Below are 26,798 nucleotides of genomic sequence, written 5' to 3'. Positions count from 1 at the left end.
CTCCAATCTGCTATTCTCCCAGACGCAGCTGCAGGCAGATCTCATTACAGTTGAAACTCCATTTCTGCAAAGCCTGCCGCTTCCATCTGTGAACAGGGATTTCCTGTGGCACAAAAAGGCGCTGATCTGCCATGACCTCTCAGCCATACGCAAACCAGCGCCCATTTACACTTCACTTTTTAACGAGCCAGACCGGTTCCGATTCTACTGCCCCTATTCCGCATCTGCCACATAAGCCACAGCAATATCTTCGTAGCCATCTGTAGATGGGATCTCAAAATAAACTTCCTTGCCCGGATTCTTATATGTCATATTGATATCCATCTTATAGTTCATCTCATCAGCTTCGGATGTTGTATGATCTGTGACACTCATTCCGTAGTCCATAAACATCTTCATAGCCTCGCAATAGCCATCTTTGTTGACCGTCATCTCGCCGTTCGACTCATTGATCTTCATGTCCAGAGTGACCCCAAGCTCCTCGTAGGTCTCTGCGGTCGCGCTGGTAACTGCGGTCAGGATCTCGTTGATCTTCTGGTCATCAATAGTGAATGCAAGTTTCCTTGTGTCACCGCTTGTATACATTCTCAAGCCTTTGACAACATCCGTATCCAGATCCATGTTGATCTGTGTGGCCTGAGCTTTCGCAGCTTCCAGATCCATGGCCTGCCTGTACTTGATGCCCATAGTGTTCACATACATGTATCCGTCTGTGTAGAACATATCGATCGGCACTGCGGTTCCAAGCGTATCCGCGGTACCCTTGCATACAAACTGCATGTCTCCGTTCGCGTCCTCTTTCATCATCAGCTTCATATTCATGGACATATCAATATTCTGTCCGAGATAAGACATGGTGATCGTATAGTCCACATCGATATTCGCGCTCGGGAGAGACTCGCTAAGCTGCTGTGCTTCCTCATAGACCTTCAGCGCCTCCGGATCGTTCTCCGCGACAGCGGTCGGAACTGCCTTTACCTGGGTAACACCATTTACGCTCCAGGCACCATTTTTGTCGATCTCATATCCGTCCGCATGACCCGTATTTGTCTGCGCATATCCGGCATTCATCTGCAGATAACCGGAATTTCCAAAATAATAGCACTGTGCCCAGCCATCATGATCACCATCGATCCAGTACCAGCCGTTCCGGCAGTAGGAACCGTCATCGTTCTCATACCACCTGCCGTTCATATCCTCGTGCCATTCGCCCGCGAATGCCGGGAAGGACAGTGCCATTGCTAACGGCATCGCTGCAGTAAGGATCATTTTCCACTTTTTCATAAAAGAGACCTCCTTAAAATTCAACAACCGCGTCGGTCATCTGCACAAGTTTCCAGATGCCGGAGCGCCTGTTCTGTCACCCATCTGCCCACATACTTCCGTGAGTTCCATATCTCAAGTATAGCAGTTCAACCATGCAATCGCAAACCATTTTTCCTGTAGACTTCTTACGTTTTCTTTAACTGCAAAAATCCGGCAAAGCGCTTCTGCACGCTCTGCCGGATTCAATCTCTTTTCTTTATTCCAGATATGACTGCTCTGCCTGTATCACTGCGTAATAACCATCCCATTTCTCTGAGATCAGGTTCGCGATCCCCTGTTTTACCTCTTCGTTCGTTTTCCCATACTGGAATGGAACCACCGCATCGAAGATCAGGTTCGTATGGGTTGGACCCTGGATCATGCGGAAATCATGGATGGTGACGCCCGGAAAATGTTCGTTGATCATGTCAACAACTTCCTTTTTTGTCTCATTGATCGCCTCGTTATTCACGACGATCGGATCCATGTGGATCACGGCCTCACAGCCAAGTTTTTCCTTCAATTCCTTCTCGATCCGATCGATCACATCGTGGATCTCAAAGATATCGCAATCCCCGGACACTTCCCCGTGGAGGGATATCATGCGCCTCCCCGGGCCGTAATCGTGGACCACTAGATCATGGATCCCAAGGATCTCAGGATGAGCCATAACGATCGTCTTGATCTCATTTACAAATTCTCTGGAAGGCGGTTCTCCGAGAAGCGGATTCAGGGTATCCTTCGCCGCGCCAAATCCTGCATACAATACAAAGCATGCCACCAGGCAGCCGCACCATCCATCGATACTAATGCCTGTCACATGGGCCACAGCCATGGAGATCAGAACCGCCGTTGTCGCGATGGAATCGCTCATACTGTCCATAGCCGTCGCTTTCATGGTCTCCGACTGGATCTTTTTGCCGACTGTCCGATTGTAAAAGCACATGTATCCCTTTACACAGATGGAGACCACAAGGATCCCCACCGCCAGAGCGCCTGTCTCCACCGGCTCCGGATGAAAGATCTTCTCTATGGAAGTTTTGAAAAGCTCGATTCCCATGAGAATGATGACCATGGAAACTCCAAATCCGGAGACATACTCGATGCGCCCGTGTCCAAAGGGGTGATCCGCGTCAGCCTTCATGCCGGAAAATTTAAATCCCACAAGAGAGATAAAGGATGATCCTGCATCTGACAGGTTATTGAATGCATCCGCCGTAATAGCGATGGATCCACTGATCACACCCGCCAGATATTTTCCGGCAAACAGAAATACATTGAGCGCGATGCCCACAATACTGCAGAGCATGCCGTAGGCACGGCGCACATCGCTGTTCCCGAATTGATCTCTGTTTTTAATAAATAAGCCGGACAGTATCGTAATCATGTAAAACACCTCCATCGGTCCGCACACTTGCCGCGCCAAGCCAAAAATCAAGAAATTGTAATTCAGGTCTTCTCACATTCAGCACAGAAAGCCCATCGGCTCGCCGAATCGTTACAAGTTGCTTTCTTCTAACCATCTGTATACTCAAACAGCGAGGAAAAACATGATCTTTCATGTTCTCCTCGCTGTTCTTATATGCCTCAGCATACGGAAAAGTTCCTGTTTCCAGAAAGCTTTCCGATATATTTATTTGTCAAAATACCGATCACTCATCGACATCCTGTGTATCATCCTCGTTGAGAATGATTTTATCTGCTTCCTCAAGCGGAGCATCCGTCTCCTCCTGCGGTTCTTCAGCAACCGGTGCTTCCTGCTCCGGCTTCTTCTCCTCGATCTCGCCTGTGCTGAGCTTGATATTGCGGTAACGCTTCATTCCGGTACCAGCCGGGATCAGCTTACCGATAATAACATTCTCTTTCAGACCGATCAGGTGATCGACCTTACCGTTGATCGCAGCCTCAGTAAGAACCTTTGTGGTCTCCTGGAAGGATGCGGCGGATAAGAAGGAATCGGTTGCAAGGGATGCCTTTGTGATACCGAGCATGACCTGTTTGCCCTCTGCCGGCTGTTTGCCTGCAGCGATGAGCTCCTCGTTCATCTCGTTGAAATCAAGAACATCCATGGATACGCCCGGAAGAACGTCGGAATCGCCGCTCTCCTCGACACGGATCTTCTTTAACATCTGACGCACGATCATCTCGATATGCTTATCGTTGATCTCTACACCCTGTAAGCGGTAAACACGCTGTACCTCACGGATCATGTAATCCTGTACGGCACGAACGCCCTTAACCTTTAACAGGTCGTGCGGGTTGATGCTACCCTCTGTAAGAACGTCGCCGGCCTCGAGAACCTGTCCGTCCGCAACTTTGATTCTGGAACCATAGGGGATCAGATAAGTCTTGGAGTTTCCTGTCTCCTGGTCCGTAACGATGATCTCACGTTTTTTCTTTGTATCTTTAATTGTAACAACACCACCGAATTCAGCGATGATCGCAAGTCCCTTCGGGCGTCTGGCCTCGAAAAGCTCCTCGACACGGGGAAGACCCTGTGTGATATCGCCGCCGGCAACACCGCCGGAGTGGAATGTACGCATGGTCAGCTGTGTACCAGGCTCACCGATGGACTGTGCGGCAATGATACCAACAGCCTCTCCGACCTGTACCGGCTGGCCTGTCGCCATGTTTGCGCCGTAGCACTTGGAGCAGACACCGATATGGCACTTACATGTCAGGACTGTACGGATCTTAACAGTATTTCTGCCGAGCTTCTCAAGAACCTTGATAACGGCTGCGGCACGTTTCGGTGTACACATATGGTTAGCCTTAACAACAACTTCTCCGGTATCCGGATCTGTGATCGTCTCAGCGATATATCTGCCTGTCAATCTCTCCTGCAGCGTCTCGATGGTCTCTTTACCGTCCGTAAAGCCCTCGATCTCCATGTACGGGATCGTTCCCTTGCTTTCACAGCAGTCTGTCTCACGGATGATAAGGTCCTGGGATACGTCAACAAGACGTCTTGTCAGGTAACCGGAGTCGGCTGTACGAAGAGCGGTATCGGACATACCTTTTCTCGCACCATGTGCGGAGATGAAGTACTCAAGTACGTCAAGACCTTCACGGAAGTTGGACTTGATCGGGAGTTCGATCGTGTGACCGGTCGTATCCGCCATGAGTCCTCGCATACCGGCAAGCTGCTTGATCTGCTTATCGGAACCACGGGCTCCGGAGTCCGCCATCATGAAGATGTTGTTGTATTTATCAAGACCTGTCAGAAGGTCATGTGTCAGCTGGTCATCGGTTGCTTTCCATACATCGATAACTTCTTTGTAACGCTCTTCCTCTGTGATAAGACCACGGCGGAAGTTCTTAGCGATACGGTCAACGGTAGCTTCTGCGTCTGCAAGGAGCTGCTTCTTTGTTGCCGGGACAGTCATATCGGAAATGGATACGGTCATAGCTGCTCTTGTGGAGTACTTGTAACCGATCGCCTTGATATCGTCCAGGGTGATCGCTGTCTGGATCGCTCCGTGTGTATTGATGACTTTCTCGAGGATCTGCTTTAACTGTTTCTTCTTTACGAGGAAATCGATCTCCGGCTTTAACTCGTTGCCCGGGATCGTTCTGTCTACAAATCCAAGATCCTGTGGGATGATCTCGTTGAAGAGGATACGTCCGACAGTTGTATCAACGATACCAGTCATTGTTCTTCCATCCGGAAGAGTCTTTGTCACACGGACTTTGATTCTTGCGTGAAGAGTAACGGCACCGTTCTCATATGCAAGAAGTGCTTCGTTCGGGCTCTTGAAGAACATTCCCTCGCCCTTTGCGCCCGGTCTCTCCTGTGTCAGATAGTAGATACCGAGAACCATATCCTGGGAAGGAACGGCTACCGGACCACCATCAGACGGCTTTAACAGGTTGTTCGGGGAGAGAAGAAGGAAGCGGCACTCTGCCTGTGCTTCCATGGTAAGCGGAAGGTGAACCGCCATCTGGTCTCCATCGAAGTCCGCGTTGAATGCGGTACAAACGAGCGGATGAAGCTTGATCGCCTTACCTTCTACAAGGATCGGCTCGAACGCCTGAATACCAAGACGGTGAAGAGTAGGAGCACGGTTTAACATAACCGGATGCTCTTTGATTACATCCTCAAGTACGTCCCAGACCTCTGTCTGGAGGCGCTCAACCATCTTCTTCGCGTTCTTGATGTTATGTGCGGTTCCGTTAGCAACGAGTTCCTTCATAACGAACGGTTTGAAGAGCTCGATCGCCATCTCCTTCGGGAGACCGCACTGATAGATCTTAAGTTCCGGTCCAACGACGATAACGGAACGTCCGGAATAGTCAACTCGCTTACCGAGAAGGTTCTGACGGAAACGTCCCTGTTTACCCTTTAACATATCGGAAAGGGACTTTAATGCACGGTTTCCAGGACCTGTAACCGGTCTGCCGCGTCTGCCGTTATCGATCAGGGCATCAACGGCCTCCTGAAGCATTCTCTTCTCGTTGCGGACGATAATATCCGGAGCACCGAGCTCAAGAAGTCTTGCAAGACGGTTGTTACGGTTGATGATTCTTCTGTATAAGTCATTTAAGTCGGATGTCGCGAAACGTCCACCGTCAAGCTGAACCATCGGACGGATATCCGGCGGGATAACCGGAATCACATTCATGATCATCCACTCCGGTCTGTTTCCGGAGCTGCGGAATGCATCTACGACCTCAAGACGTTTGATGATTCTCGCTCTCTTCTGGCCGGATGCCTCCTGAAGAGCTTTTCTAAGCTCTTCGGAGTCCTTATCCAGATCGATATTCTTTAAAAGTTCCTGAACAGCCTCAGCACCCATTCCCACACGGAATGTGCCGTAGCCATACTTTTCAACAGCATCACGGTACTCTTTCTCAGAAAGGACCTGTTTTAACTGAAGACCGGTGTTTCCGGCATCCAGAACGATATAGGAAGCAAAGTACAGGACTTTCTCGAGGACTCTCGGAGAGATATCCAGAATCAGGCCCATACGGCTCGGAATACCTTTAAAATACCAGATATGGGATACCGGAGCAGCAAGCGCAATGTGTCCGATACGCTCACGGCGGACGCTGGATTTTGTTACCTCAACGCCGCAGCGGTCACAGATAACACCTTTATATCTGATTTTCTTGTATTTACCACAATGACACTCCCAGTCCTTGGTCGGTCCAAAGATTCTCTCACAGTACAGACCGTCTTTCTCCGGCTTTAAGGTTCTGTAGTTGATGGTCTCTGGTTTCTTAACCTCACCATGGGACCATTCCAGAATCTTTTCCGAAGAGGCAAGTCCGATACGGATCGCGTCGAATGTCATCGGCTGATAAGTTTCATTTGTCTCAGGCATGAACGGTACTCCCTTCTAATTATTTGTCGTCATCCTCGGTATAATCGTCATCGACATAGTCGTCTTTGGCACCGTCGTTTGTATAGTCATCGTCTTCCACATTGACAAGCTCGTCGCCCTTGAATTCCTGCTTCTGGAATCCGTAGTCGGATAAGTCTTCCTTATCGTTGTAGCGGCGGTCTCCCTCGATGATGGAACGAAGGTCATAGTTGGTATCGGAGTAGTCGATGTTCTCAGACATATCGACCTCTTCACCGTTGTCACGCAGCACTCTTACGTCCAGTCCGAGAGACTGTAACTCTTTTAAGAGTACCTTGAAGGACTCCGGAATACCCGGCTCCGGAATGTTCTCGCCCTTGATGATCGCCTCGTAGGTCTTTACACGTCCTACAACATCATCGGACTTCACAGTCAGGATCTCCTGAAGGGTGTAAGCCGCACCGTAAGCCTCAAGAGCCCAAACCTCCATCTCACCGAAACGCTGTCCGCCGAACTGTGCTTTACCACCTAACGGCTGCTGTGTTACCAGTGCGTATGGACCTGTGGAACGGGCATGGATCTTATCATCAACCAGGTGATGCAGCTTCAGGTAGTGCATGTGTCCGATCGTAGTCGGACCATCGAAGTATTCACCTGTACGTCCGTCGCGGAGCTGTACTTTACCGGTACGGCTGATCGGAACGCCTTTCCAGAGAGCACGATGGTCAAGGTGCTCGCCGAGGTATTCCATCGCATCCGGACGAAGGATATCCTTATACTTCTCCTGGAATGCATCCCATTCCATATTTACATAATCATTTGCAAGCTCCAGTGTATCCTGGATATCGTTCTCGTCCGCGCCATCGAATACCGGTGTGGAAACGTTAAAGCCGAGTGCCTTTGCAGCAAGGCTTAAGTGGATCTCGAGGACCTGTCCGATGTTCATTCGGGACGGCACGCCTAACGGGTTTAATACGATATCGAGCGGACGGCCATTCGGAAGGAACGGCATATCCTCTACTGGAAGTACACGGGAGACAACACCCTTGTTACCATGACGGCCGGCCATCTTATCACCGACAGAGATCTTACGTTTCTGTGCGATGTAGATGCGGACTGTCTCGTTTACGCCAGGAGCAAGCTCGTCGCCGTTCTCTCTTGTGAAGAGTTTTGCGTCGATGATGGTTCCGTAAGCGCCGTGCGGCACCTTTAAGGATGTATCGCGGACTTCTCTTGCCTTCTCACCGAAGATCGCGCGGAGAAGTCTTTCTTCTGCAGTCAGCTCAGTTTCTCCCTTCGGAGTTACCTTTCCGACTAAGATATCACCGGCACGTACCTCAGCGCCGATGCGGATGATTCCTCTCTCATCCAGGTCTTTTAATGCGTCCTCACCAACACCCGGAACATCTCTTGTGATCTCTTCCGGTCCTAACTTGGTGTCACGGGATTCGCATTCATATTCTTCAATATGAACAGATGTGTATACATCGTTCATAACGAGTTTTTCGCTTAAGAGAACCGCATCCTCGTAGTTGTAACCTTCCCAGGTCATGAATCCGATCAGCGGGTTCTTACCAAGTGCGATCTCTCCATCCTTTGTGGACGGTCCGTCTGCGATAACCTCGCCCTTCTCTACATGGTCTCCCTTGTAAACGATCGGCTTCTGGTTATAGCTGTTGGACTGGTTGCTTCGTGAGAATTTGATCAGGCGGTAAACATCGCGGTTTCCGTCAGAATCTCTCTTGATCACGATCTCATTGGACGCGGAGCGCTCAACAACGCCAGCATTCTTTGCAACAACGCAGACACCGGAGTCAACGGCAGCCTTGCCCTCGATACCGGTACCAACGACCGGAGCTTCTGTGGAAAGAAGCGGTACTGCCTGACGCTGCATGTTGGATCCCATCAGGGCACGGTTCGCGTCATCGTTCTGTAAGAACGGGATCATGGATGTAGCGACAGAGAATACCATTCTCGGGGATACGTCCATTAAATCGATCTGTCTCTTCTGGAAGGAGGAAGTCTCCTCACGGAAACGACCGGATACGTTGTTGTGGATGAAGTGGCCTTCCTCATCGAGCGGCTCGTTCGCCTGTGCTACGATGTAGTTATCCTCTTCGTCCGCGGTCATATAAACGACTTCATCGGTAACACGCGGGTTTGCCGGATCAGTCTTATCTACGACACGGTACGGAGCCTCAACAAAGCCGTACTGGTTTACCTTCGCATAGCTTGCAAGGGAGTTAATCAGACCGATGTTCGGTCCCTCAGGAGTCTCGACCGGACACATACGGCCATAGTGGGTGTAGTGTACATCTCGAACCTCGAATCCCGCACGTTCTCTGGACAGACCGCCCGGTCCTAACGCGGAGAGACGTCTCTTATGCGTAAGCTCGGATAACGGGTTGTTCTGGTCCATGAACTGGGATAACTGGGAGCTTCCGAAGAACTCCTTCACTGCTGCGGTTACCGGTTTGATATTGATCAGGGACTGCGGAGTAATTCCGTCGATGTCCTGTGTTGTCATTCTTTCGCGTACCACACGCTCCATTCTGGAAAGACCGATGCGGTACTGGTTCTGAAGCAGCTCGCCGACTGCACGGATACGACGGTTTCCAAGGTGGTCGATATCATCCTTAACGCCGATGCCGTACTCAAGGTGCATATTGTAGTTGATGGAAGCAAGGATATCTTCCTTTGTAATGCACTTCGGAACGAGCTCGTGGATGTTGCGGTGGAGTTCTGCTTTTAACTCTTCCTCGTCATCCCCTGCTTTTTCCAGAATCTCTTTTAATACCGGGTAGTATACTAATTCTGTAATACCTACTTCTTCCGGATTAAATGTTACGTATGCGGAAAGATCTACCATGAGGTTTGAGAGAACCTTCTCTACACGTTCCTCAGTCTGGATCCATACGTACGGGATTGCTGCGTTCTGGATCGCGATCGCCTGGTCCTTTGTGATTGCCTTTCCTGCTTCGGCAAGGATTTCACCTGTAGATGTATCGACGATATCCTCAGACGGAATCTGTCCTACGATACGGTTCTTCATGTGGAGCTTCTTGTTGAATTTGTATCTGCCGACCTTCGCGAGATCGTATCTTCTCGGATCAAAGAACATACCATTTAACAGGCTCTCAGCGCTGTCAACGGACAGCGGCTCGCCCGGACGGATCTTCTTATATAATTCAAGGAGACCATCCTGATAGTTGTCGGATGTATCTTTTCCAAAGCTTGCGAGAAGCTTCGGCTCTTCACCGAAGAGATCGATGATCTCGGCGTTTGTTCCATATCCGAGCGCACGAATCAGGACTGTAACCGGGACCTTTCTCGTACGGTCTACACGGACATAGAACACGTCGTTGGAATCGGTCTCATACTCTAACCATGCTCCACGGTTCGGGATCACGGTACAGGAGTATAATTCCTTACCGATCTTATCATGATCGATTCCATAATATATACCTGGGGAACGTACCAACTGGCTGACGATAACACGCTCGGCACCGTTAATAACGAAGGAGCCGGTATCTGTCATTAACGGCAGATCGCCCATGAAAATCTCATGTTCATTGATTTCATCTTTATCTTTGTTGCAGAGTCTCACCTTAACCTTTAAAGGTGCCGCGTAAGTCGCATCACGCTCTTTGCACTCTTCGATCGTATATTTGATGTCATCTTTGCACAGCGTGAAGTCTACAAACTCCAGGCTCAGATGTCCAGCAAAGTCAGCGATCGGAGAGATATCGTCAAAGACCTCTTTCAGGCCCTCGTCGAGGAACCACTGATAAGAATCCTTCTGGATCTCGATCAGGTTCGGCATCTCAAGAACTTCTTTCTGTCTTGAGAAGCTCATTCTTACGCTCTTGCCGGCCGGCACCGGACGCATTCTGCTTTTCTCCATTTGACGTTTCACCCCTGTTTTCTTTCTCTATAATCAATAGCCAATTTTGGGCATACTGGTACCATATGCACATGATACCACAATAGTGCACATTTCATACTATCATGGGTTTGTCAATCTGTCAAGCACTTTTTTACAAGGTTTTCCTGGACGTTGTTCACGTAAATAAAAGATGTGCTGCAGAATCTTTCAGATGATCCTGCAGCACATCTTTTATCAGTCTATATAATTTTTACCATTCTACTCTACGCTTGTGTAATACCCCGGCGCATACATCTGGATCGAATAAAAATCATCCCCTGACGGGCTTTCTTTACTTGCAAAAATCTCCGGTCCATAAGCTGTGGTAAATCCGTTGACACTGTCATCTGTCTTACTAACGATCATATCCTCGGTATTGATCAGTTCCTGATATACCTCCTGTCCGCTTAGATCCGTATCCAGATAGCCGAATTCCTGAAATGCAGCTTCCAGCACGTCCACGATCTGGTAAAAGGCCTCCTCATTGCTGCTGTAGGCACCGATCCCATGGAGATCATCCGTTGCCGTGTCAGCGTAGATGGTAATGCTTCCCACATACTCCCCGTCACGACTCAGATAATAGGCCTGATCTGTGTTGTACCAGCTCATATCGTCCGAAGCATAGTTGTAGCTGTATGTGTCCTCCATCGACCACTCAGAAAATCCGTACTGCGGCAGGAGCCGGTCCAGGGCGGCCGTCACATCCGCAAGCTGGGCGTCATAGTGACCGTAGTTTGTACAGTTTGTTCCGATGGCCCGCACCTCCTCGTCGGAGAGCTCGCCCTCTCCAAGAACCTCCACGGCGTTGGAATCGGCAGAGGACCAGAGATCGCCGCTGGACGAGTCGAAGATGTTCTCGATCCCGTAGATCGATTCCCGGATCGCATGGGTGATAAGGAACAGCAGGTTTCCGCCGACGGAAAATACCAGCCAGATGATCACAACGATCAGAATGCCGGTAAACGGCTTCTTCCGTCCCCGCTCGGAGTTTACGCGGTCCATAATGTTCTTCGCGGACTGGCTGCTGTAAGTTCCACTCTGGCAGGTATCTGCCTGGCTGCGGTACTGTTCAAGCTGGCTCTTCATACGTTCGAACGCATTCCGCTGTCCCGTCATCCGGTTTCCCATATTCTGGAATGGATCCGCTGTCTTCTTCTCCCGATTTGTCTTTTTCTTTCCGCCCTGTATTCTGGTTGATGTCCCATTCCCTTTAAATATGCCCGCGTACGAATCTGTACCGGACGTGCTGCTTCCAGGGTATTCGCTTCCGCCATCATGGTACAGGCAGTCTGACTCATGGCGAGGATGCCTCTCATTTAAGTAGTAATCCACATCCTGCACATATGGATGCCACACGATCCTTTTGCATCCGCTGCAGTATAGACCCGATGTCATTTTCTGGTCGCAGTATGGACAATATCTCTGTTTCATCCGTTATTCCTCCTGTCGGTATTCCTCTTTTCAGGTCATTTTAATTTTGTATTTTAAACCCAACAGCTAAATTTCCACTCTCATTTTAACATAGGTTTCCGGTATACACAATCGAGATTTTACATCGTCAGCCCGATGCCTGATTCTTGTTACAGTACACGGGCACTCCTTGCCCGCGCACTGTAACAGGATTTTGCCGATGCTTCGCATTCCGAATCGGCAAAATCCACTACCACCACTGTATTGTACGGAATTTTCAGTTCAGAAAATTCCTACCCATGAAAAGTAACTGATTCTTTTCCCAAAACGAAAAAAGACTCAGAGCAGCCACTTTGCATGGTCTCTGAGTCTTCTCACACTGATATACTGCTTTTACCGGTTCAGGATCTCCATAAATTCTTCCCCTGTGATTGTCTCCTTCTCGAGAAGATATCCGGCAAGTTCGTTTAATTTTGCTGCATGGTCTCTTAAGATTCCCATTGCCTTCTCGTACTGTGCCTTCACGGTAGCGATCACCTCGTCATCGATGGCTTTCGCTGTCTCCGGTGAGCATGCGAGGGAGGTGTCTCCGCCAAGGTACTGGTTCGTCACGGTCTCAAGGGCAACCATACCAAACTGGTCACTCATACCGTAGCGGGTCACCATAGCACGGGCAAGCTTTGTGGCCTGCTCAATATCATTGGAGGCACCGGTCGTGATAGAGTGGAACATAAATTCCTCCGCCGCACGGCCGCCGGTCAGGGTTGCGATCTTGTTAAGTGCCTCCTCCTTACTCATAAGAAGGCGCTCGCCATCCTCCACCTGCATCGTATAGCCGAGAGCACCCGATGTTCTCGGAATAATTGTGATCTTGTGGACCGGAGCGGAATTGCTCTGGCACGCAGCCACCAGGGCGTGGCCGATCTCGTGATAAGCGACGATCCGGCGTTCATTTTCAGATACGGACGCATTTTTCTTCTGGTACCCGGCGATAACAGTCTCAACGCTCTCCTCCAGGTCAGCCTGGGATACAACGCGGCGTCCCATGCGGACGGCACGGAGCGCGCCCTCGTTGATAATGTTCGCAAGCTCGGCACCGCTGGCTCCGACAGTCGCTCTCGCGATGGCGTTAAAGTCAACGGACTCATCCATCTTGACATCTTTTCCATGTACCCGCAGGATCGCCTCACGGCCTTTGAGATCCGGGAGTTCCACCGGAATTCTTCTGTCGAAACGGCCCGGTCTCAAAAGAGCCTTATCGAGGGTCTCTGGACGGTTTGTGGCCGCCAGGATCACAACACCCTTTCGTCCGTCGAATCCGTCCATCTCTGTAAGAAGCTGGTTTAAGGTCTGCTCACGCTCATCGTTTCCGCCCATGCCGCTTCCGTCACGCTTTTTACCGATGGTATCGATCTCATCGATAAAGACGATACACGGCGCTTTCTCATTTGCCTGCTTGAAGAGGTCCCGGACCTTCGCGGCACCCATGCCGACGAACATCTCAACAAACTCAGAGCCGGAGATTGAGAAGAACGGAACATGCGCCTCACCGGCAACAGCCTTTGCAAGTAATGTTTTACCTGTTCCTGGAGGGCCTACGAGGAGCGCGCCCTTCGGAAGTGTGGCACCGATATCGGAATATTTTTTCGGATCATGAAGGAAATCAACGATCTCCTTTAAGGCGTCCTTCGCCTCCTCCTCACCTGCGACATCCGCGAATGTAACACCGGTCTCACTCTCCGCGTAGATCTTTGCATTCGATTTTCCAAATGTCATCGCGTTTCCGCCCATGCGCTTCGCCATGCTGCGGCTTAAGATCTGTCCAAGTCCGATCATGATCATGAATGGAAGGATCCAGTTTGTGAAGACTGCCATGATAGCGGATTCCTTCCGCGGGATCACCTTGTCGAAGGTCACTCCCTTACTGTATAACCGTTCTGTCAGATCCGGATCATCCCAGAGACCTGTCTTGTAGATCTGCTGTTTCTCATTGCTGTCTTTTGTGATGAATACGATCTCGCCGTTCGTGTCATCTTTTTCCACCTGTGCGACCTGTCCGTTGTCCACCATGGTCAGGAACTCGTTGTAGCCAACTTCCTTTACCTGGCTTTTCAGTGCGGACGGGAATACGAGTCCGTTTAACAGGACCGTCATGACCAGAATTATGATCATATAATAGAAAAATCCCTTAAATGAATTGAGATCATTCGGGTTCGGCTTTTTTCCGCCGTCTTTGGTACCCATACGTCTGCCTCCTTGATTTTCATTTTTCTGCAGAGCTTTTCATCGCATCCGAGCCTCTGCTGTTACTTTTTCTGCCTTTTACATGCTTTGTTTTCTGAAGATCTGCGTGAGATGACACCCTGTCATTTCGTGTGATATTTATCCTATATCAGGAAACATTGAAAGTCAATGGAATTTATGGAAGTTTCTGAAATGTTATATTTTTTTTAGAAATTACCATTTTTCTTTCTGTCCGGCGGAGTTTGCAGGTTTCCAAACTTTTTTTATTGTTCTTCTTGACAAACAATCCTTTTCGTACTATGATACCCATAACCAAACAAGAAAAACCGTTGAGAAAGAGGAGTACATTTTCGATCGTGTTTTCACAGAGAGCTGCAGGCGGTGGGATTGCAGTATTGCACTGGAAATGGAATGGACTTTCGAGGGCAGTCCTGAATTTTAGTATGGACTGACGGCTACCGCAGTCGTTAAGAGAGCGGCGTATATGTTGGTATACGAAAAAAGCGGACCGAAAGGTCAAATTGAGTGGCACCGCGGATATGAAATTCGTCTCAAGCATCAGATTTTAAATCGATATCTGATGCTTGGGATTTTTTTTTACAAAAATAAGTGCTCTGCACCGTACAACATCCCGATCCCCATAAACCTTCGCTCCACACCTCCAACAACTACTCGGCAAAACGGCGGTCGCCGCAACAGGACCTGCCGCAGCTGCAAAACATCTTTATCAAAAGTAGAAGAGGAGAACAAAATTATGAAAAAATCCATCAAAGCAATCATCGCAGCAACCTTCACCGCAGCACTCCTTGCAGGCTGCTCTTCTAACACAGCTTCCACCACAACAGTTGCTGAGACAACGACAGCCACAGCAACAGAAGCTGCCGCAGAGACAACAACGTCTGAATCCGCAGACGCAGCAGATACAGCTCTTGCAGACGGTTCCTACACCATCGGCATCAACCAATTCGCAGTCCACGGCTCTCTCGACAACTGCCGCGAAGGCTTCCTTGAGGGGCTTGCAGAGAACGGTATCGTTGAAGGAAAGAACCTTACCGTATTAGAAGAGAACGCACAGGCTGACCCAGGGTTAGCAGCACAGATCAGCACAAACTTCGCCGGACAGAAGGTGGATCTCATCTGCGCGATCGCAACACCGAGCGCCCAGAGTGCATACAGCGTCGGCAGAAAGAACGACATCCCGGTCATCTATACAGCCGTTACGGATCCGGTTGCAGCCGAGCTCGCAAACGCTGACGGAACTCCGGTTGGCGAAGTGACAGGTACCAGCGACAAGCTTCCGGTCGAGCAGCAGCTCGAAATGATCCGCGCGATCCTTCCGGATGCGAAAAAGATCGGAATCATGTATACAACAAGCGAAGTAAACTCCGCTTCCACTCTGGCTGAGTACAAGGAAAAAGCCGCTGACTACGGTTTCGAGATCGTTGAATCTGGCGTTTCCTCCACAGCAGACATTCCACTCGCTGCTGACAGCCTCTTAGAGCAGGTCGACTGCTTAAACAACTTAACAGATAACACCGTCGTTGCCTCCCTTCCGCTGATCCTTTCCAAGGCAAATGCGAAAAACATCCCGGTATTCGGAAGTGAGATCGAGCAGGTCAAGATTGGCTGCCTCGCTGCTATGGGACTTGACTATGTAGATCTTGGAAAGCAGACAGGACGCATGGCTGCAGAAGTTTTAAAGGGCGAGAAGAAAGCAAGTGAACTGAACTTCGAGGTGATCGAGACTGCTGCTTTCTACGGAAACTCCAAAGTCGCTGAGGATCTTGGAATCACTTTCCCGGAGGATCTTGCTTCCAACGCAAAAGAGTTATTCACTGAGATCACACAGTAGTTCAACAAATTTCATCCACTTTTAATAAGGAAGTCGGATGATCGGCAACATAAACCATCATGGTCCGGCAAAGCGATTTTCCGCTTCTGCCGGACTTTGCAGCAACATGTAATTGCGGGATTTTCCCCAGTTACTGATTTTCGGAGGATATCATGGCAATCTTATTAGGAATCTTTGAGGAAGGGCTGATCTACGCGATCATGGCCCTGGGCGTCTACATCACCTACAAGATCCTGGACTTCCCGGATCTGTCGGTTGACGGAACTTTCCCTCTGGGCGCAGCGCTGACCGCAGGACTGATCGTAAAAGGAGTTTCCCCAGTGTGGGCACTTCCGCTCTCCTTCTTTGCGGGTGTTCTCGCCGGATGCGTGACCGGTGTCATTCATGTAAAATGTAAGGTCCGCGACCTGTTTTCCGGTATCATTGTCATGACAGCCCTCTACTCCGTAAACTTAAGGATCGCCGGAATGAAGGCAAACCTTCCGTTCCTGTCCCAGGATACGATCTTTGACAACGAGTGGACCAGAAACAGTCTTCCGGCATCCGTAAGACCGTACATCGTTGTGATCATTCTGGCTGTGATCGCCCTGATCTGCAAGTTCGTTCTCGACTGGTACTTAAATACGAGATCCGGATATCTGCTCCGGGCGGCCGGTGACAATGATGCTCTCGTTACATCCCTGGCAGAAGACAAAGGCCGGGTGAAGATCATCGGCCTTGCGATCGCCAACGGATTCGCGGCCCTTGCTGGCGGAGTGTTCGCCCAGAAGCAGGCATTCTTCGACATCTCCATCGGAACCGGAACCATGGTCTTCGGCCTCGCAAGCGTGATTCTCGGAACACAGCTGTTCCACCGTTTCGGAAAGCTGAAGGCGACCACCGCAGTTATCGCGGGTGCGATCCTCTATAAAGCGTGTGTCGCTTTTGTTATTTCCATGCGGATCGTAAAGGCAACCGACCTGAAGCTTATCACCGCGGCAATTCTTCTTCTGATCCTGATCGTCAGTGATTCCATGAAGAGAAAGGGGGCACACCATGCTTGAGTTAAAAAACATCAGTAAATATTACAACGCAGGCACTGTAAACGAAATGTGCCTCTTTAACGATTTCAACCTCAGCATCGATGACGGCGAGTTTGTTTCCGTTGTCGGCAGCAACGGATCCGGTAAAACTTCCATGTTGAATCTGATCTGCGGCAGCATTCCGGTGGATTCCGGCACCATCGTCATGGGCGGGACCGATATCACAAAAATGCCGGAGTACAAGCGCCAGCGCCGTATCGGCCGTGTCTACCAGCACCCGGCGATGGGAACCTGCCCGAATATGACGATCCTCGAGAACATGGCTCTCGCGGACAATAAGGGAAAGCCATTCAATCTTCTCCCCGGAACAAATAAGGCCCGCATTGACTTCTACCGCGACCAGTTAAAAATTCTCGGTCTCGGTCTTGAAGATAAGATGGGGGTAAAAGTCGGTGTTCTCTCCGGTGGACAGCGTCAGGCGATGGCTCTTTTAATGTCAACCATGACTCCCATCGAATTTCTGATTCTTGATGAGCACACGGCCGCTCTCGACCCGAAGACGGCAGATATTATTATGGAACTGACCGGAAAGATCGTTGCGGAAAAGCACCTGACGACCATTATGGTCACACATAATCTCCGGTTCGCTGTAGAGTACGGAAACCGTCTTCTGATGATGCATCAGGGGCATGCGGTCATGGATAAAAAAGGCGAGGAAAAGGCGAACACGAAGGTGGATGATATCCTTGACATGTTTAACGCGATCAGTATTGAGTGCGGCAACTAGTCCGCGTATTGTCTGAATTGATCTTGCAAATTTATGTAACAGGGAATTTCTCGGAATTTCCTGTTACATAAAAAAGAGCTGTATGCGGCCGGAACTGGAATGACCAGTTTTCGGGGCATATGGCTCTTTTCGTTTTTGGGGGTATTGACTCATTGAGTCGAATCGCTCACTCGCAAACACGCGCTTCGCGCTCTATTGTCTGCTTCGCAGACAGTTTGCTCGTTAGCGGCGCAGGAAAAACAAATGTCGCCGGAGGCGCCGCTTGTTTTTCCTCTGCGCTCGCTATATCTTTATTTTCGTCCACTTTCCACTCTTAAATCTCCAGTTCGTCAGGCACACTCTCACGATCTGGTCGCACACGATTCCGAGCCAGATACCGACAACTCCAATCTCCAGTACATAGCAGAACAGGTACGCACAGGACGGGCGGACGATGGTGATGCTGAGGGTCGAAGCACAGGTGGTGAACACCACATCTCCCGCACCCCTGAGGCAACCCATGTAAATGACCTGGGAGATCTGCAGGAGTACGATCACAGTCATGACCTGCATGATCCGGACACCCATGGCGATAATATCTTCCTCAACAAAGTACAGGTGAAAATACCAGTTTCCTAACGTCAGGTACAGGATCGACAATACGATGGAGATCATGTTTCCGATCCTCTGGCAGATTGTTCCATACATGACCGCCAGATCCGGGCGCTTCTCCCCGAGACTCCGCCCGCAGAGCGCAACGGCAGCCACCTGCATGCCGTCGCCGAAGGAGAATGACAGGTTCATGACATTCATGGCCACCTGGTGCGCCGCGTAGGCCGAGGTTCCTAGTCTCGCCGCCATGATCGATACAAGAAGGAAACCGGTCCGCATGAACACCTGCTCGATGAAAACGCTGGAGGCGATCTTTGCCATATTCTTTGCCGGTTCCAGGGTGATGCGGACGCGCTCTTTTATAATGTAGGGAATGCTGACAAAATTGTCTTTCGGGATCAGGGAGCAGATGCTCATAATGCAGGCAACCACGGTTCCAAATACAGTCGCCAGAGCCGCGCCCGCGATTCCCATCGCCGGAAAGCCAAGATGACCCTGAATCAGGAGATAATTTCCGATCATATTGACCACGTTAGAAGTCACGTTGGTTCGCATGGCGATCTTCGTGTTTCCGGCACCGCGCTGGGAGGCGTTGATGGCCATGGAGATGATATTGAAGATCATGCCGCCCATGATGATCCGGAAATACAGGACCGCGCTCTCCTGAGTGTCCTCGTTGGCACCGCAGAAGCGGATGATCGGTTCCGCAAAAACCACCGCCGCTATGCTGATCAAAATTCCGACAACGACTGTGAAGATCAGCGCCATCAGGAGAACCTGGTTCGCGCCGATCCGGTCTTTCTCACCGCGACGTCTCGCCACCAGGGCAGATACGGATACATTCATGGCGATAAAGATACACAAGCCGATGAATTTCGGCTGCGTTGTCAGACCTACTGCCGCCACCGCGTATGCGCCGATGGAGCTCACCATCAGCGAGTCCACCATGCCCGCCAGGGCAATAAAAAAGGACTCCATCACCGCAGGCCAAGCCATCTGGAATGCGATCTGGTATCCTTGTTTTCCTCCACCCATAAATTTCTGAAGTCTCGTCTTTTCGTTTTCCGGCATTCTCATCACTCCTGTATGTCTGCTTTTGGCATCTTTAAAATATTTTTCGGTGTGTTGCTCTGATTCTTATTAGATTTATTATACAATACGGTGAATGTAAAATCAAAGTAAAAATTAGTAACTGTGAAGGTACCGAATTTCTAACATTGAGGGCGTAAACAGTAACGGTACCGAACAGTTACAATAAATATAGTTTTATGGTAACTATTCAGTACCTTCATAGTTACGTGCAAAAATCCATTCCAGATCAGCTTCGCTGATGGGATTTTTGCCTTCCAGCCTATGTTTTCTTACGGTCAGCGCAGCAAGTGCGCAGACCTACTGAACAGTTACGTTTTATGTAATCTTGCTTCATCAGCACTTTTATCGTACAATTATTATGTTGTCCAACCGATACCCGGCAACGGGAGGAGGTGGGTCTTTTGAATTTGATACTTTCGTTTCTTGTCTCCTGTGCGGCTGGTGTAGCCTGCCACTACATCATCAAATGGTTAGATGGAGACAAGTAGGGCAACACTAGCCTGGTGGTTTCTTATCCACCATAAAAAATACGAAGAACCCCTCAGTATTCGCGGTACTGAGGGGTTCATTCTTTTTTGTCCTTTGAATCTGATACTTTCTTTGCCTAACGGCATTATATCATATGTGTTTTTTATTTGCAATATTCCAACACACGTTTAAAGCTGTATTTTTATATGCAGTGTTACTGTACACGCATGCGTGTACAGTAACGTGATTTTGCCGATGCTTCGCATTCCAAATCGGCAAAATCTGCTACCAGAAGTGTATCGTACGGAATTTTCAGTTCAGAAAATTCCTACCCGTGTACAGTAACTATGCAGTTACTGTTCCTCCTTGCGCAAACAGTAACTGATTTTGCCGATGCTTTCCAGATTGGCATAATCCACTGCCACCGCTGTATTGTACGGAATTTTCAGTTCAGAAAATTCCTGCCCGTGCACATTGACCGGTACCGAACAGTTACAATAAATATAGTTTTATGTAATCTTGTTTCATTTGTGGTTCTACCGTATAATATTTATGTTGTCCAACCGATACCCGGCAGCGGGAGGAGGTGAGCTTTATGCAGTTTTTATTTTCATTTCTTGTCTCCTGTGCGGCTGGTGTAACCTGCCATTACATCATCAAATGGTTAGATGGAGACAAGTAGGGCAACACTAGCCTGGTGGTTTCTTGTCCACCATAAAAAAATAAGAAGAACCCCTCAGTATTCGCAGTACTGAGGGGTTCTTTCTTTTTTGCTATATGCAGTTTTTATTTTCTTTGCCTAACGGCATTATATCATATGTATTTTTTATTTGCAATATCCCAACACACGTTTAAAGCTGTATTTTTATATGCAGTTACTGTTCCTCCTTGCGCAAACAGTAACTGATTTTGCCGATGCTTCGCATTCCAGATCGGCAAAATCCACTGCCACCATTGTATTGTACGGAATTTTCAGTTCAGAAAATTCCTGCCTGTGTCCAGTAACTATCTGCTGCCTGCACCATTATTCTCAACTTCTGGAAAATCCCAGTGTCTTCTCCAGATCCTTCTTAAACGTCAGCACATCTGTGGAAAGCTCCGCGATCCGGGCATCGGTCATGCGGCTTACAGGGGCGGAGATGCTGAGGGCATAGACCGGCTCCTTGTGGTAGTCCGGGATGCTGACCGCAATACAGCGTACACCTTCCTCGTTCTCCTCATCATCCATCGCATATCCGGCTTCCCGCACCCCGCGGATCCGATCCATGAGATCTGACAGACTCGTCACTGTATACGGTGTCAGGGAGGTGATCTCAGAACTGTTCCAGATATCTTCGATCTCAGGATCCGGCAATTCCGCAAGCAGCGCTTTGCCGACACCGGAGCAGTATAACGGGATCCGGCTCCCAACTCTCGACACCATGCGGATCGAGCTGACTGTGGACTCCACTTTATCGATATACACGGCCTCCGTTCCCTCTCTGCGGACCAGATGCACCGTCTCTCCCGTCTGCTCCGAGAGCTTCTTCAGAGACGGATGGATCAGGGACGCCATATTCGTCTGTTCCAGGATCTTACTTCCGATCTCCAGAAATTTTAAGGACAGCGCATATTTTAAGGATTCCTCGTCCTGACGGATATAGCCCATGTACTGGAGTGATGTCACGAGGCGGTGCGTCGTGCTCTTATGAAATCCAAGCTCAGCGCTCAGATCCATGATCCCCATAGGGCCATTTTCCGCCAGACGCTCGATCACCTGGAACAGGCGCTCTGCGACCTGGATCGGATTTTTTCCTGTTTCTTCCATTCTGCTTGTTCTCCTATCTAACCCGGCAGATCATTCCTGCCAGCCGGGTATTCGCGCAGATATAACTGCAGCTTCCTGCACAATTTCTTAATTTGTGCCTGTTTGGCAAATCTGCAGGATTGCCGCGCAGTCCACTGCCGATCATATAAACCGTGTCTTCTTCGTCATTTCCACGAACTCTCTGTTCGTCCTTGTGCGGGCAAACATATCCAGGATCTTCTCCACAGATTCTTCTGCCTTCATGGAGTTTGTCGCCTTGCGAACGATATCCACAGCTTCCGCTTCCTCGCTCGTAAGCAGGAGGTCGTCGCGTCTTGTGCCGGACTTTAAGATATCGATGGCCGGGAAGATCCTCTTCTCGGAAAGTTTTCTGTCGAGTACAAGTTCCATGTTGCCGGTACCCTTAAATTCCTCGTAGATCACGTCATCCATACGGCTTCCGGTATCGACGAGGGCTGTTGCGAGGATCGTTAAGCTTCCGCCCTCTCTCATGTTTCTCGCTGCACCGAAGAATCGCTTCGGCATGTGGAGAGCCGCCGGATCAAGACCGCCGGAAAGTGTGCGTCCGCTAGGCGGAACAACGAGGTTGTAGGCTCTCGCCAGTCTCGTAATACTATCCAGAAGGATCATCACGTCGCGTCCATGCTCTACAAGACGTCGCGCGCGCTCGATCACCATCTCAGAAACGCGTTTGTGGCGCTCCGGGAGCTCGTCGAAGGTGGAATAGATGACTTCCACGTTCGGTCCCACAACGGATTCCTTGATATCTGTGACTTCCTCCGGACGCTCGTCAATCAGGAGGATGATCATATGCATGTCCGGATAGTTTGTCGTCACGGCTTTTGCCACCTGTTTTAACAGGGTCGTCTTACCTGCCTTCGGCGGGGACACGATAAGACCACGCTGTCCTTTACCGATGGGGGCGAGAAGATCCATGACTCTCATGGCCGTCGTATTTTTTCCGCCTCTGACTTCCAGATTCAATCTCTGGTTCGGGAAGATCGGGGTCAGGTCCTCAAAGTTCGGGCGGCGTTCCACGACACTTGTCGGGTAGCCGTTGATCGTCTTCACATAGAGGAGTGCCGCAAATTTCTCTGTTGCGGATTTCACTCTGCGGCTTCCGCGGATGATATCACCGGTCTTCATATTGAAGCGGCGGATCTGGGACGGAGCTACATAGACGTCGTTGTCGCCCGGGAGGAAGTTCTCGCAGCGGATAAATCCGAAGCCATCCGGCATAACTTCCAGGATTCCGTTTGCCTCGATGCCGCTGTCAAGGTCCTGGAGGTCGTTCTTCGGGTCCGCAGTGTAGCTCTGGGTTCCCTGGTTTCTTGTCTGGTAACCTGCCTGGTAGGTTCTTATGCTCTCCTGGATGCCCTGGGCGTCCTGGACACTGTTCTGGCTCTGGCGGTCCTGATAGGAAGTGCCCTGTGTCTGTGCATCCTGACCTGCGGACTGGCTGTTCTGTCTGTCCTGATAACTGCCGCTCTGACGGTCCTGATAGCTGCCCTGACGGTCCTGGTAATTATTCTGGCGTTCTCTGTAGTTATTCTGGCGGCTCTGGTATCCGCCCTGGCGGTCATTTCTCATCTGGCGCTCGCCGCGGTCCTGACGATCAGATCTCTCATAGCGTTCGGTTCTCTCCTGACGTCCTGTATGTTCCTGACGGTCTGCACGCTCCGATGCCGCAGACGCCCTCTCCGGTGCCGCGCTTTCCGTTCTCGCGCTTCCAAAACCGTTTCCAGAAGCTGCTGCCTCTACAGCTGTCCCCTGTGCCGGCACTGCTGTACTTTCTCTATTTTCACTGTTTCCCGCCGCTGCCTTTTGGCTGTCGGCGCTCTCCGCTGTCTCGCAGAGACGGTCAATTAATTCTGCTTTTCGTAAGCCGCTGATATTCTTGATTCCCTGGCTCTTTGCCAGCTCTTTTAACTGAGTCAGCGGTAATGTCGCTAATTTTTCACGCATAATGGATACTCCTTCATTCTTATTCCGGTTTTATCGTCTCGTTGGGAATCATAAAAGATTGTAACAGCCTCTCCGTCCCCGGACCGGCTGCCTTTGAACCATTAGATTTGAAACTCTTCTCCGATGGGATCACCGCAATTACGCAGTATCGGAGGATCAGTATATCTCATTATAACGCACACATTATAAAAAAGAAAGAGGGAATTTTACAGATTTGGAATACGAAGCATCTGCACAGTTCCCTCTTTCTTTATTGTCTGCAGCATCTACAGCTTAATTGTCTTACCGCGTATACAGCGCTCAGGCAGCTCAGCGAATTATTTCACAAAATTCCTTATTCTGTCTCCCCGGCTTCTCTCTTGATAAACTCCATATGCTCCCGGATCTTCTTCTCATACCCGTTCTCCGACGGCTCATAGAACCGCATTCCCTCCATTCCGTCCGGCAGGTACTGCTGGGTGACATAGTGGTTCGGGTAGTCGTGGGCATACTTGTAGCCGAGACCATGTCCAAGCTTTTCAGCGCCCTTGTAGTGCCTGTCCTGAAGATGGGCAGGTACCGGCATGGTCCGCGTATCCGCCACGGTCTTCATCGCTTTTGCGATCCCCATGTATGCCGCGTTGCTCTTCGGCGCGGTGGCGACATAAGCTGCCGCCTGGGAGAGGATGATCTGGCTCTCCGGCATGCCGATCCGCTCAACGGCCTGGGCCGCGCTCACCGCCACCACCAGGGCGTTCGGGTCCGCGTTTCCCACGTCCTCCGACGCACAGATCATGATCCGTCGGGCAATAAATTTCACGTCCTCGCCGGCATACAGCATCCGCGCCAGGTAGTAGACCGCAGCGTCCGGGTCAGAACCACGCATGCTCTTAATGAACGCGGAGATCGTATCGTAGTGGTTGTCCCCGTCATGGTCATAGCGCACCACCCGTTTCTGGATACATTCCGCCGCCACATCGATCGTGATATGGATCTTTCCGTCATCGGATTTATCTGTCGTCAGGATTCCCAGCTCCACTGCGTTCAACGCCGCTCTCGCGTCGCCGTTCGCCACATCCGCCAGGAAATCCGCCGCCTCGTCGGTAATATCGGCGCCGTAGGTTCCCATTCCTTTTTCCGTATCATAAACCGCCCGCATCACAAGTTCCCGGATATCCTGCTTTTCCAGCGGTTTTAACTCAAAGATCCTGGATCTTGACAGCAGGGCGTTGTTCACCTCAAAGTACGGATTCTCCGTTGTCGCGCCGATCAGGGTGATCGTTCCATCCTCAACAAACGGAAGCAGATAGTCCTGCTGGGACTTATTAAAGCGATGGATCTCGTCCACGAAGAGGATCGTCTTCTGCCCGTACATACCGATGGAATCCTTGGCGTTCTTTACGATCTCTTCCATATCTTTTTTCCCGGCTACAGTCGCATTGATCTGCTCGAACCGGGCACTTGTCGTATTTGCGATCACTTTCGCCAGAGTCGTCTTTCCCGTTCCCGGCGGGCCGTAAAAGATCACGGATCCAAGCTTATCCGCCTTGATCGCACGGTAGAGGAGCTTGTCCTTCCCGATAATATGTTTCTGCCCGACCACCTCGTCCAGAGTCGTCGGACGCATCCTGGATGCTAACGGCGACTCCTTTTCCATCGTGTTCGCTCTCATATAGTCAAATAAATCCATGGCAGCTGCCTTTCTGCGTTTTGCAGCGCTCCGTTTCCGCATGAAATATCACCCATCTGCGCGCTGCATCCATTACCGCTCTTTTTGCAGGTCTTAATCGACCATCAGTTCGTCTACTGTAACAAAAGTATACCCTTTCGCTGTCAGGTTGTCAATGATTCGGAACGCCGCTTCCACAGAGGTTTTGAACTCGTCATGCATCAGGATAATGTCCCCGTCCTCCGTATCTTTCACCACTTTTGCGGTGACTTTCTCCGTATTTTTCAACCGCCAGTCGATGGAGTCCACATCCCAGAATACGGGAATCATGTCCACAGCCTCCTCCAGCTTCGCATTCCAGCTCCCATATGGCGGACGGACATACTCCGGCCAGTCCCCGGTTACTGCCCGGATCTTCTCCCGTGTGTCACAGAGTTCTTTCGCTGCGTCGGAAAGCTTCTCTTTTGTGAGGTCTTTGTGGGTCAGGCAGTGAACACCAATGAGATGTCCGTCCTTTGCCATCTGCTTTACGAGATCTTCATTTCCGTCGATGCATTCGCCCACGAGGAAAAAGGTCACGCGGATTCCGCGTTCCCTGAGGCCGTCTAAGAGCGGCTTTGTGTATTTGGGATTCGGGCCGTCATCAAAGGTGAGTGCCGTATACTTTTTTGCGATGTCTTCCTGCTGGCCGTACAGATCTGATACAGCCTTTTCCGATCGTCCGGCTCCGCTGTGATCATGTCCCGAAACCTCAGTGGTCATCCCTTCGCCCGGCACAGGGATTCTTCCCGTATCGACCGGTTTTCCCTCGTGCGTATCAAATATTTCCCCTCTTCCCTTCCACATCCGCACTGCCCCCCAAGCCAGGATCATATCCACGATCAGGATCACAATAAAAATAAAAACTTTCTGTTTGAATTTCATACGCTCCTCCAGCTGCATGTATTACCGATACGTAACTGTTCGGTACTCACAGTTACGCGCAAAAATCCATTCCAAATCGGCTGTGCCGATAGGATTTTTGCCTTCTATTCTAAGTTTTCTTACGGTCAGCGCAGTAAATGCGCAGACCTACTGAACAGTTACATCGATACAATATATGCGGCCGCCCCACACTTTACCGCTCTGTTTTCTCCCTCAAAAAAGACAAAGCCCCTGAAACAGCTGTATTGGGGATAAGCTGCTTCAGGGGCTCTGCCTGCTCAATATGTACCATAATATTTCCCTTTTCAGGGAAATCCACACCGGGAACATGAATTTTTTCGCCGTGGCGAGACAGCGGGCCTCCCGGCCTTCCATTTTCCTGGCAGGCATCCAATCTGCCAGAAAACCGGTCTCTATCACATCCACCACGATGTGATTCTGCAACGATCCGGCGT

General features: G+C 50.2%; 14 protein-coding genes and 1 other annotated feature. Of the genes, 3 read left to right on the top strand and 11 right to left on the bottom strand.

Features of this window, described 5'->3' with window-relative positions:
• Nucleotides 1-213: 213 nt before the first annotated feature.
• The 6 genes from ABCW45_RS04935 to ftsH all read right to left on the bottom strand — a co-directional run bounded on the left by ABCW45_RS04935 (nucleotide 214) and on the right by ftsH (nucleotide 14,187).
• Nucleotides 214-1,284, bottom strand: coding sequence for a hypothetical protein (locus ABCW45_RS04935; protein WP_118736399.1), 1,071 nt, complete (start codon nucleotides 1,282-1,284; stop codon nucleotides 214-216).
• 238 nt (nucleotides 1,285-1,522) lie between these two features.
• Complete coding sequence (locus ABCW45_RS04930; RefSeq protein ID WP_343220402.1) at nucleotides 1,523-2,692, bottom strand: cation diffusion facilitator family transporter; 1,170 nt, start codon at nucleotides 2,690-2,692, stop codon at nucleotides 1,523-1,525.
• Between the two features lie 265 nt (nucleotides 2,693-2,957).
• Nucleotides 2,958-6,629 (bottom strand): DNA-directed RNA polymerase subunit beta', encoded by a 3,672-nt coding sequence (gene rpoC, locus ABCW45_RS04925; protein WP_343220401.1) that lies wholly within the window; start codon nucleotides 6,627-6,629, stop codon nucleotides 2,958-2,960.
• A 19-nt stretch (nucleotides 6,630-6,648) separates the two neighbouring features.
• Complete coding sequence (gene rpoB, locus ABCW45_RS04920) at nucleotides 6,649-10,512, bottom strand: DNA-directed RNA polymerase subunit beta (RefSeq protein WP_215705015.1); 3,864 nt, start codon at nucleotides 10,510-10,512, stop codon at nucleotides 6,649-6,651.
• Between the two features lie 240 nt (nucleotides 10,513-10,752).
• A complete protein-coding gene (locus ABCW45_RS04915; RefSeq protein ID WP_343220400.1) occupies nucleotides 10,753-11,964 on the bottom strand; it encodes a hypothetical protein in 1,212 nt (403 codons plus the stop codon).
• 372 nt (nucleotides 11,965-12,336) lie between these two features.
• Nucleotides 12,337-14,187 carry an ATP-dependent zinc metalloprotease FtsH gene (gene ftsH / locus ABCW45_RS04910; RefSeq protein WP_215705017.1) on the bottom strand — a complete coding sequence of 617 codons (1,851 nt, stop codon included), beginning with the start codon at nucleotides 14,185-14,187 and terminating at the stop codon, nucleotides 12,337-12,339.
• A 320-nt stretch (nucleotides 14,188-14,507) separates the two neighbouring features.
• Nucleotides 14,508-14,744 (top strand) — a binding site (T-box leader).
• A 197-nt stretch (nucleotides 14,745-14,941) separates the two neighbouring features.
• Between ftsH and ABCW45_RS04905 the strand changes: the two genes are divergently transcribed.
• The 3 genes from ABCW45_RS04905 (at nucleotide 14,942) to ABCW45_RS04895 (ending at nucleotide 17,848) form a co-directional block, all read left to right on the top strand.
• Nucleotides 14,942-16,039: an ABC transporter substrate-binding protein gene (locus ABCW45_RS04905; RefSeq protein WP_343220399.1), complete on the top strand. Its 1,098-nt coding sequence runs from the start codon at nucleotides 14,942-14,944 to the stop codon at nucleotides 16,037-16,039.
• Between the two features lie 152 nt (nucleotides 16,040-16,191).
• Nucleotides 16,192-17,082: an ABC transporter permease gene (locus ABCW45_RS04900; RefSeq protein ID WP_343220398.1), complete on the top strand. Its 891-nt coding sequence runs from the start codon at nucleotides 16,192-16,194 to the stop codon at nucleotides 17,080-17,082.
• Nucleotides 17,075-17,848, top strand: coding sequence for an ABC transporter ATP-binding protein (locus ABCW45_RS04895; RefSeq protein ID WP_015553323.1), 774 nt, complete (start codon nucleotides 17,075-17,077; stop codon nucleotides 17,846-17,848). Before ABCW45_RS04900 ends, ABCW45_RS04895 begins: the two co-directional genes overlap by 8 nt.
• Nucleotides 17,849-18,130: 282 nt before the next feature.
• Here the strand turns inward: ABCW45_RS04895 and ABCW45_RS04890 are convergent, their stop codons facing one another.
• From ABCW45_RS04890 to ABCW45_RS04870, 5 genes are all read right to left on the bottom strand, one after another.
• The gene (locus ABCW45_RS04890; protein ID WP_117551723.1) at nucleotides 18,131-19,510 is read right to left on the bottom strand and encodes an MATE family efflux transporter; all 1,380 of its coding nucleotides are present in this window, start codon (nucleotides 19,508-19,510) and stop codon (nucleotides 18,131-18,133) included.
• Between the two features lie 1,519 nt (nucleotides 19,511-21,029).
• Complete coding sequence (locus ABCW45_RS04885) at nucleotides 21,030-21,806, bottom strand: IclR family transcriptional regulator (protein WP_117469192.1); 777 nt, start codon at nucleotides 21,804-21,806, stop codon at nucleotides 21,030-21,032.
• 141 nt (nucleotides 21,807-21,947) lie between these two features.
• Nucleotides 21,948-23,771: a transcription termination factor Rho gene (gene rho / locus ABCW45_RS04880; RefSeq protein ID WP_117483756.1), complete on the bottom strand. Its 1,824-nt coding sequence runs from the start codon at nucleotides 23,769-23,771 to the stop codon at nucleotides 21,948-21,950.
• Nucleotides 23,772-24,105: 334 nt separating this feature from the next.
• The gene (locus ABCW45_RS04875; protein WP_117469301.1) at nucleotides 24,106-25,440 is read right to left on the bottom strand and encodes a replication-associated recombination protein A; all 1,335 of its coding nucleotides are present in this window, start codon (nucleotides 25,438-25,440) and stop codon (nucleotides 24,106-24,108) included.
• Nucleotides 25,441-25,533: 93 nt separating this feature from the next.
• Nucleotides 25,534-26,343 carry a polysaccharide deacetylase family protein gene (locus ABCW45_RS04870; RefSeq protein ID WP_117471640.1) on the bottom strand — a complete coding sequence of 270 codons (810 nt, stop codon included), beginning with the start codon at nucleotides 26,341-26,343 and terminating at the stop codon, nucleotides 25,534-25,536.
• Nucleotides 26,344-26,798: the final 455 nt, after the last annotated feature.

Source organism: Pilosibacter fragilis, from assembly GCF_032490495.1.
GTDB lineage: Bacteria > Bacillota > Clostridia > Lachnospirales > Lachnospiraceae > Pilosibacter > Pilosibacter fragilis.
This window is presented reverse-complemented; position numbering and strand designations above follow the sequence as displayed.

Excerpts from the sequence above, each read along its gene's own strand:
- ABCW45_RS04885 (WP_117469192.1), bottom strand. The coding sequence starts at position 21,806 with ATGGAAGAAACAGGAAAAAATCCGATCCAGGTCGCAGAGCGCCTGTTC.
- ABCW45_RS04875 (WP_117469301.1), bottom strand. The coding sequence starts at position 25,440 with ATGGATTTATTTGACTATATGAGAGCGAACACGATGGAAAAGGAGTCG.
- rho (WP_117483756.1), bottom strand. The coding sequence starts at position 23,771 with ATGCGTGAAAAATTAGCGACATTACCGCTGACTCAGTTAAAAGAGCTG.
- ABCW45_RS04935 (WP_118736399.1), bottom strand. The coding sequence starts at position 1,284 with ATGAAAAAGTGGAAAATGATCCTTACTGCAGCGATGCCGTTAGCAATG.
- ABCW45_RS04915 (WP_343220400.1), bottom strand. The coding sequence starts at position 11,964 with ATGAAACAGAGATATTGTCCATACTGCGACCAGAAAATGACATCGGGT.
- ABCW45_RS04930 (WP_343220402.1), bottom strand. The coding sequence starts at position 2,692 with ATGATTACGATACTGTCCGGCTTATTTATTAAAAACAGAGATCAATTC.
- ABCW45_RS04905 (WP_343220399.1), top strand. The coding sequence starts at position 14,942 with ATGAAAAAATCCATCAAAGCAATCATCGCAGCAACCTTCACCGCAGCA.
- ABCW45_RS04870 (WP_117471640.1), bottom strand. The coding sequence starts at position 26,343 with ATGAAATTCAAACAGAAAGTTTTTATTTTTATTGTGATCCTGATCGTG.
- ftsH (WP_215705017.1), bottom strand. The coding sequence starts at position 14,187 with ATGGGTACCAAAGACGGCGGAAAAAAGCCGAACCCGAATGATCTCAAT.
- rpoC (WP_343220401.1), bottom strand. The coding sequence starts at position 6,629 with ATGCCTGAGACAAATGAAACTTATCAGCCGATGACATTCGACGCGATC.
- rpoB (WP_215705015.1), bottom strand. The coding sequence starts at position 10,512 with ATGGAGAAAAGCAGAATGCGTCCGGTGCCGGCCGGCAAGAGCGTAAGA.
- ABCW45_RS04890 (WP_117551723.1), bottom strand. The coding sequence starts at position 19,510 with ATGCCGGAAAACGAAAAGACGAGACTTCAGAAATTTATGGGTGGAGGA.
- ABCW45_RS04895 (WP_015553323.1), top strand. The coding sequence starts at position 17,075 with ATGCTTGAGTTAAAAAACATCAGTAAATATTACAACGCAGGCACTGTA.
- ABCW45_RS04900 (WP_343220398.1), top strand. The coding sequence starts at position 16,192 with ATGGCAATCTTATTAGGAATCTTTGAGGAAGGGCTGATCTACGCGATC.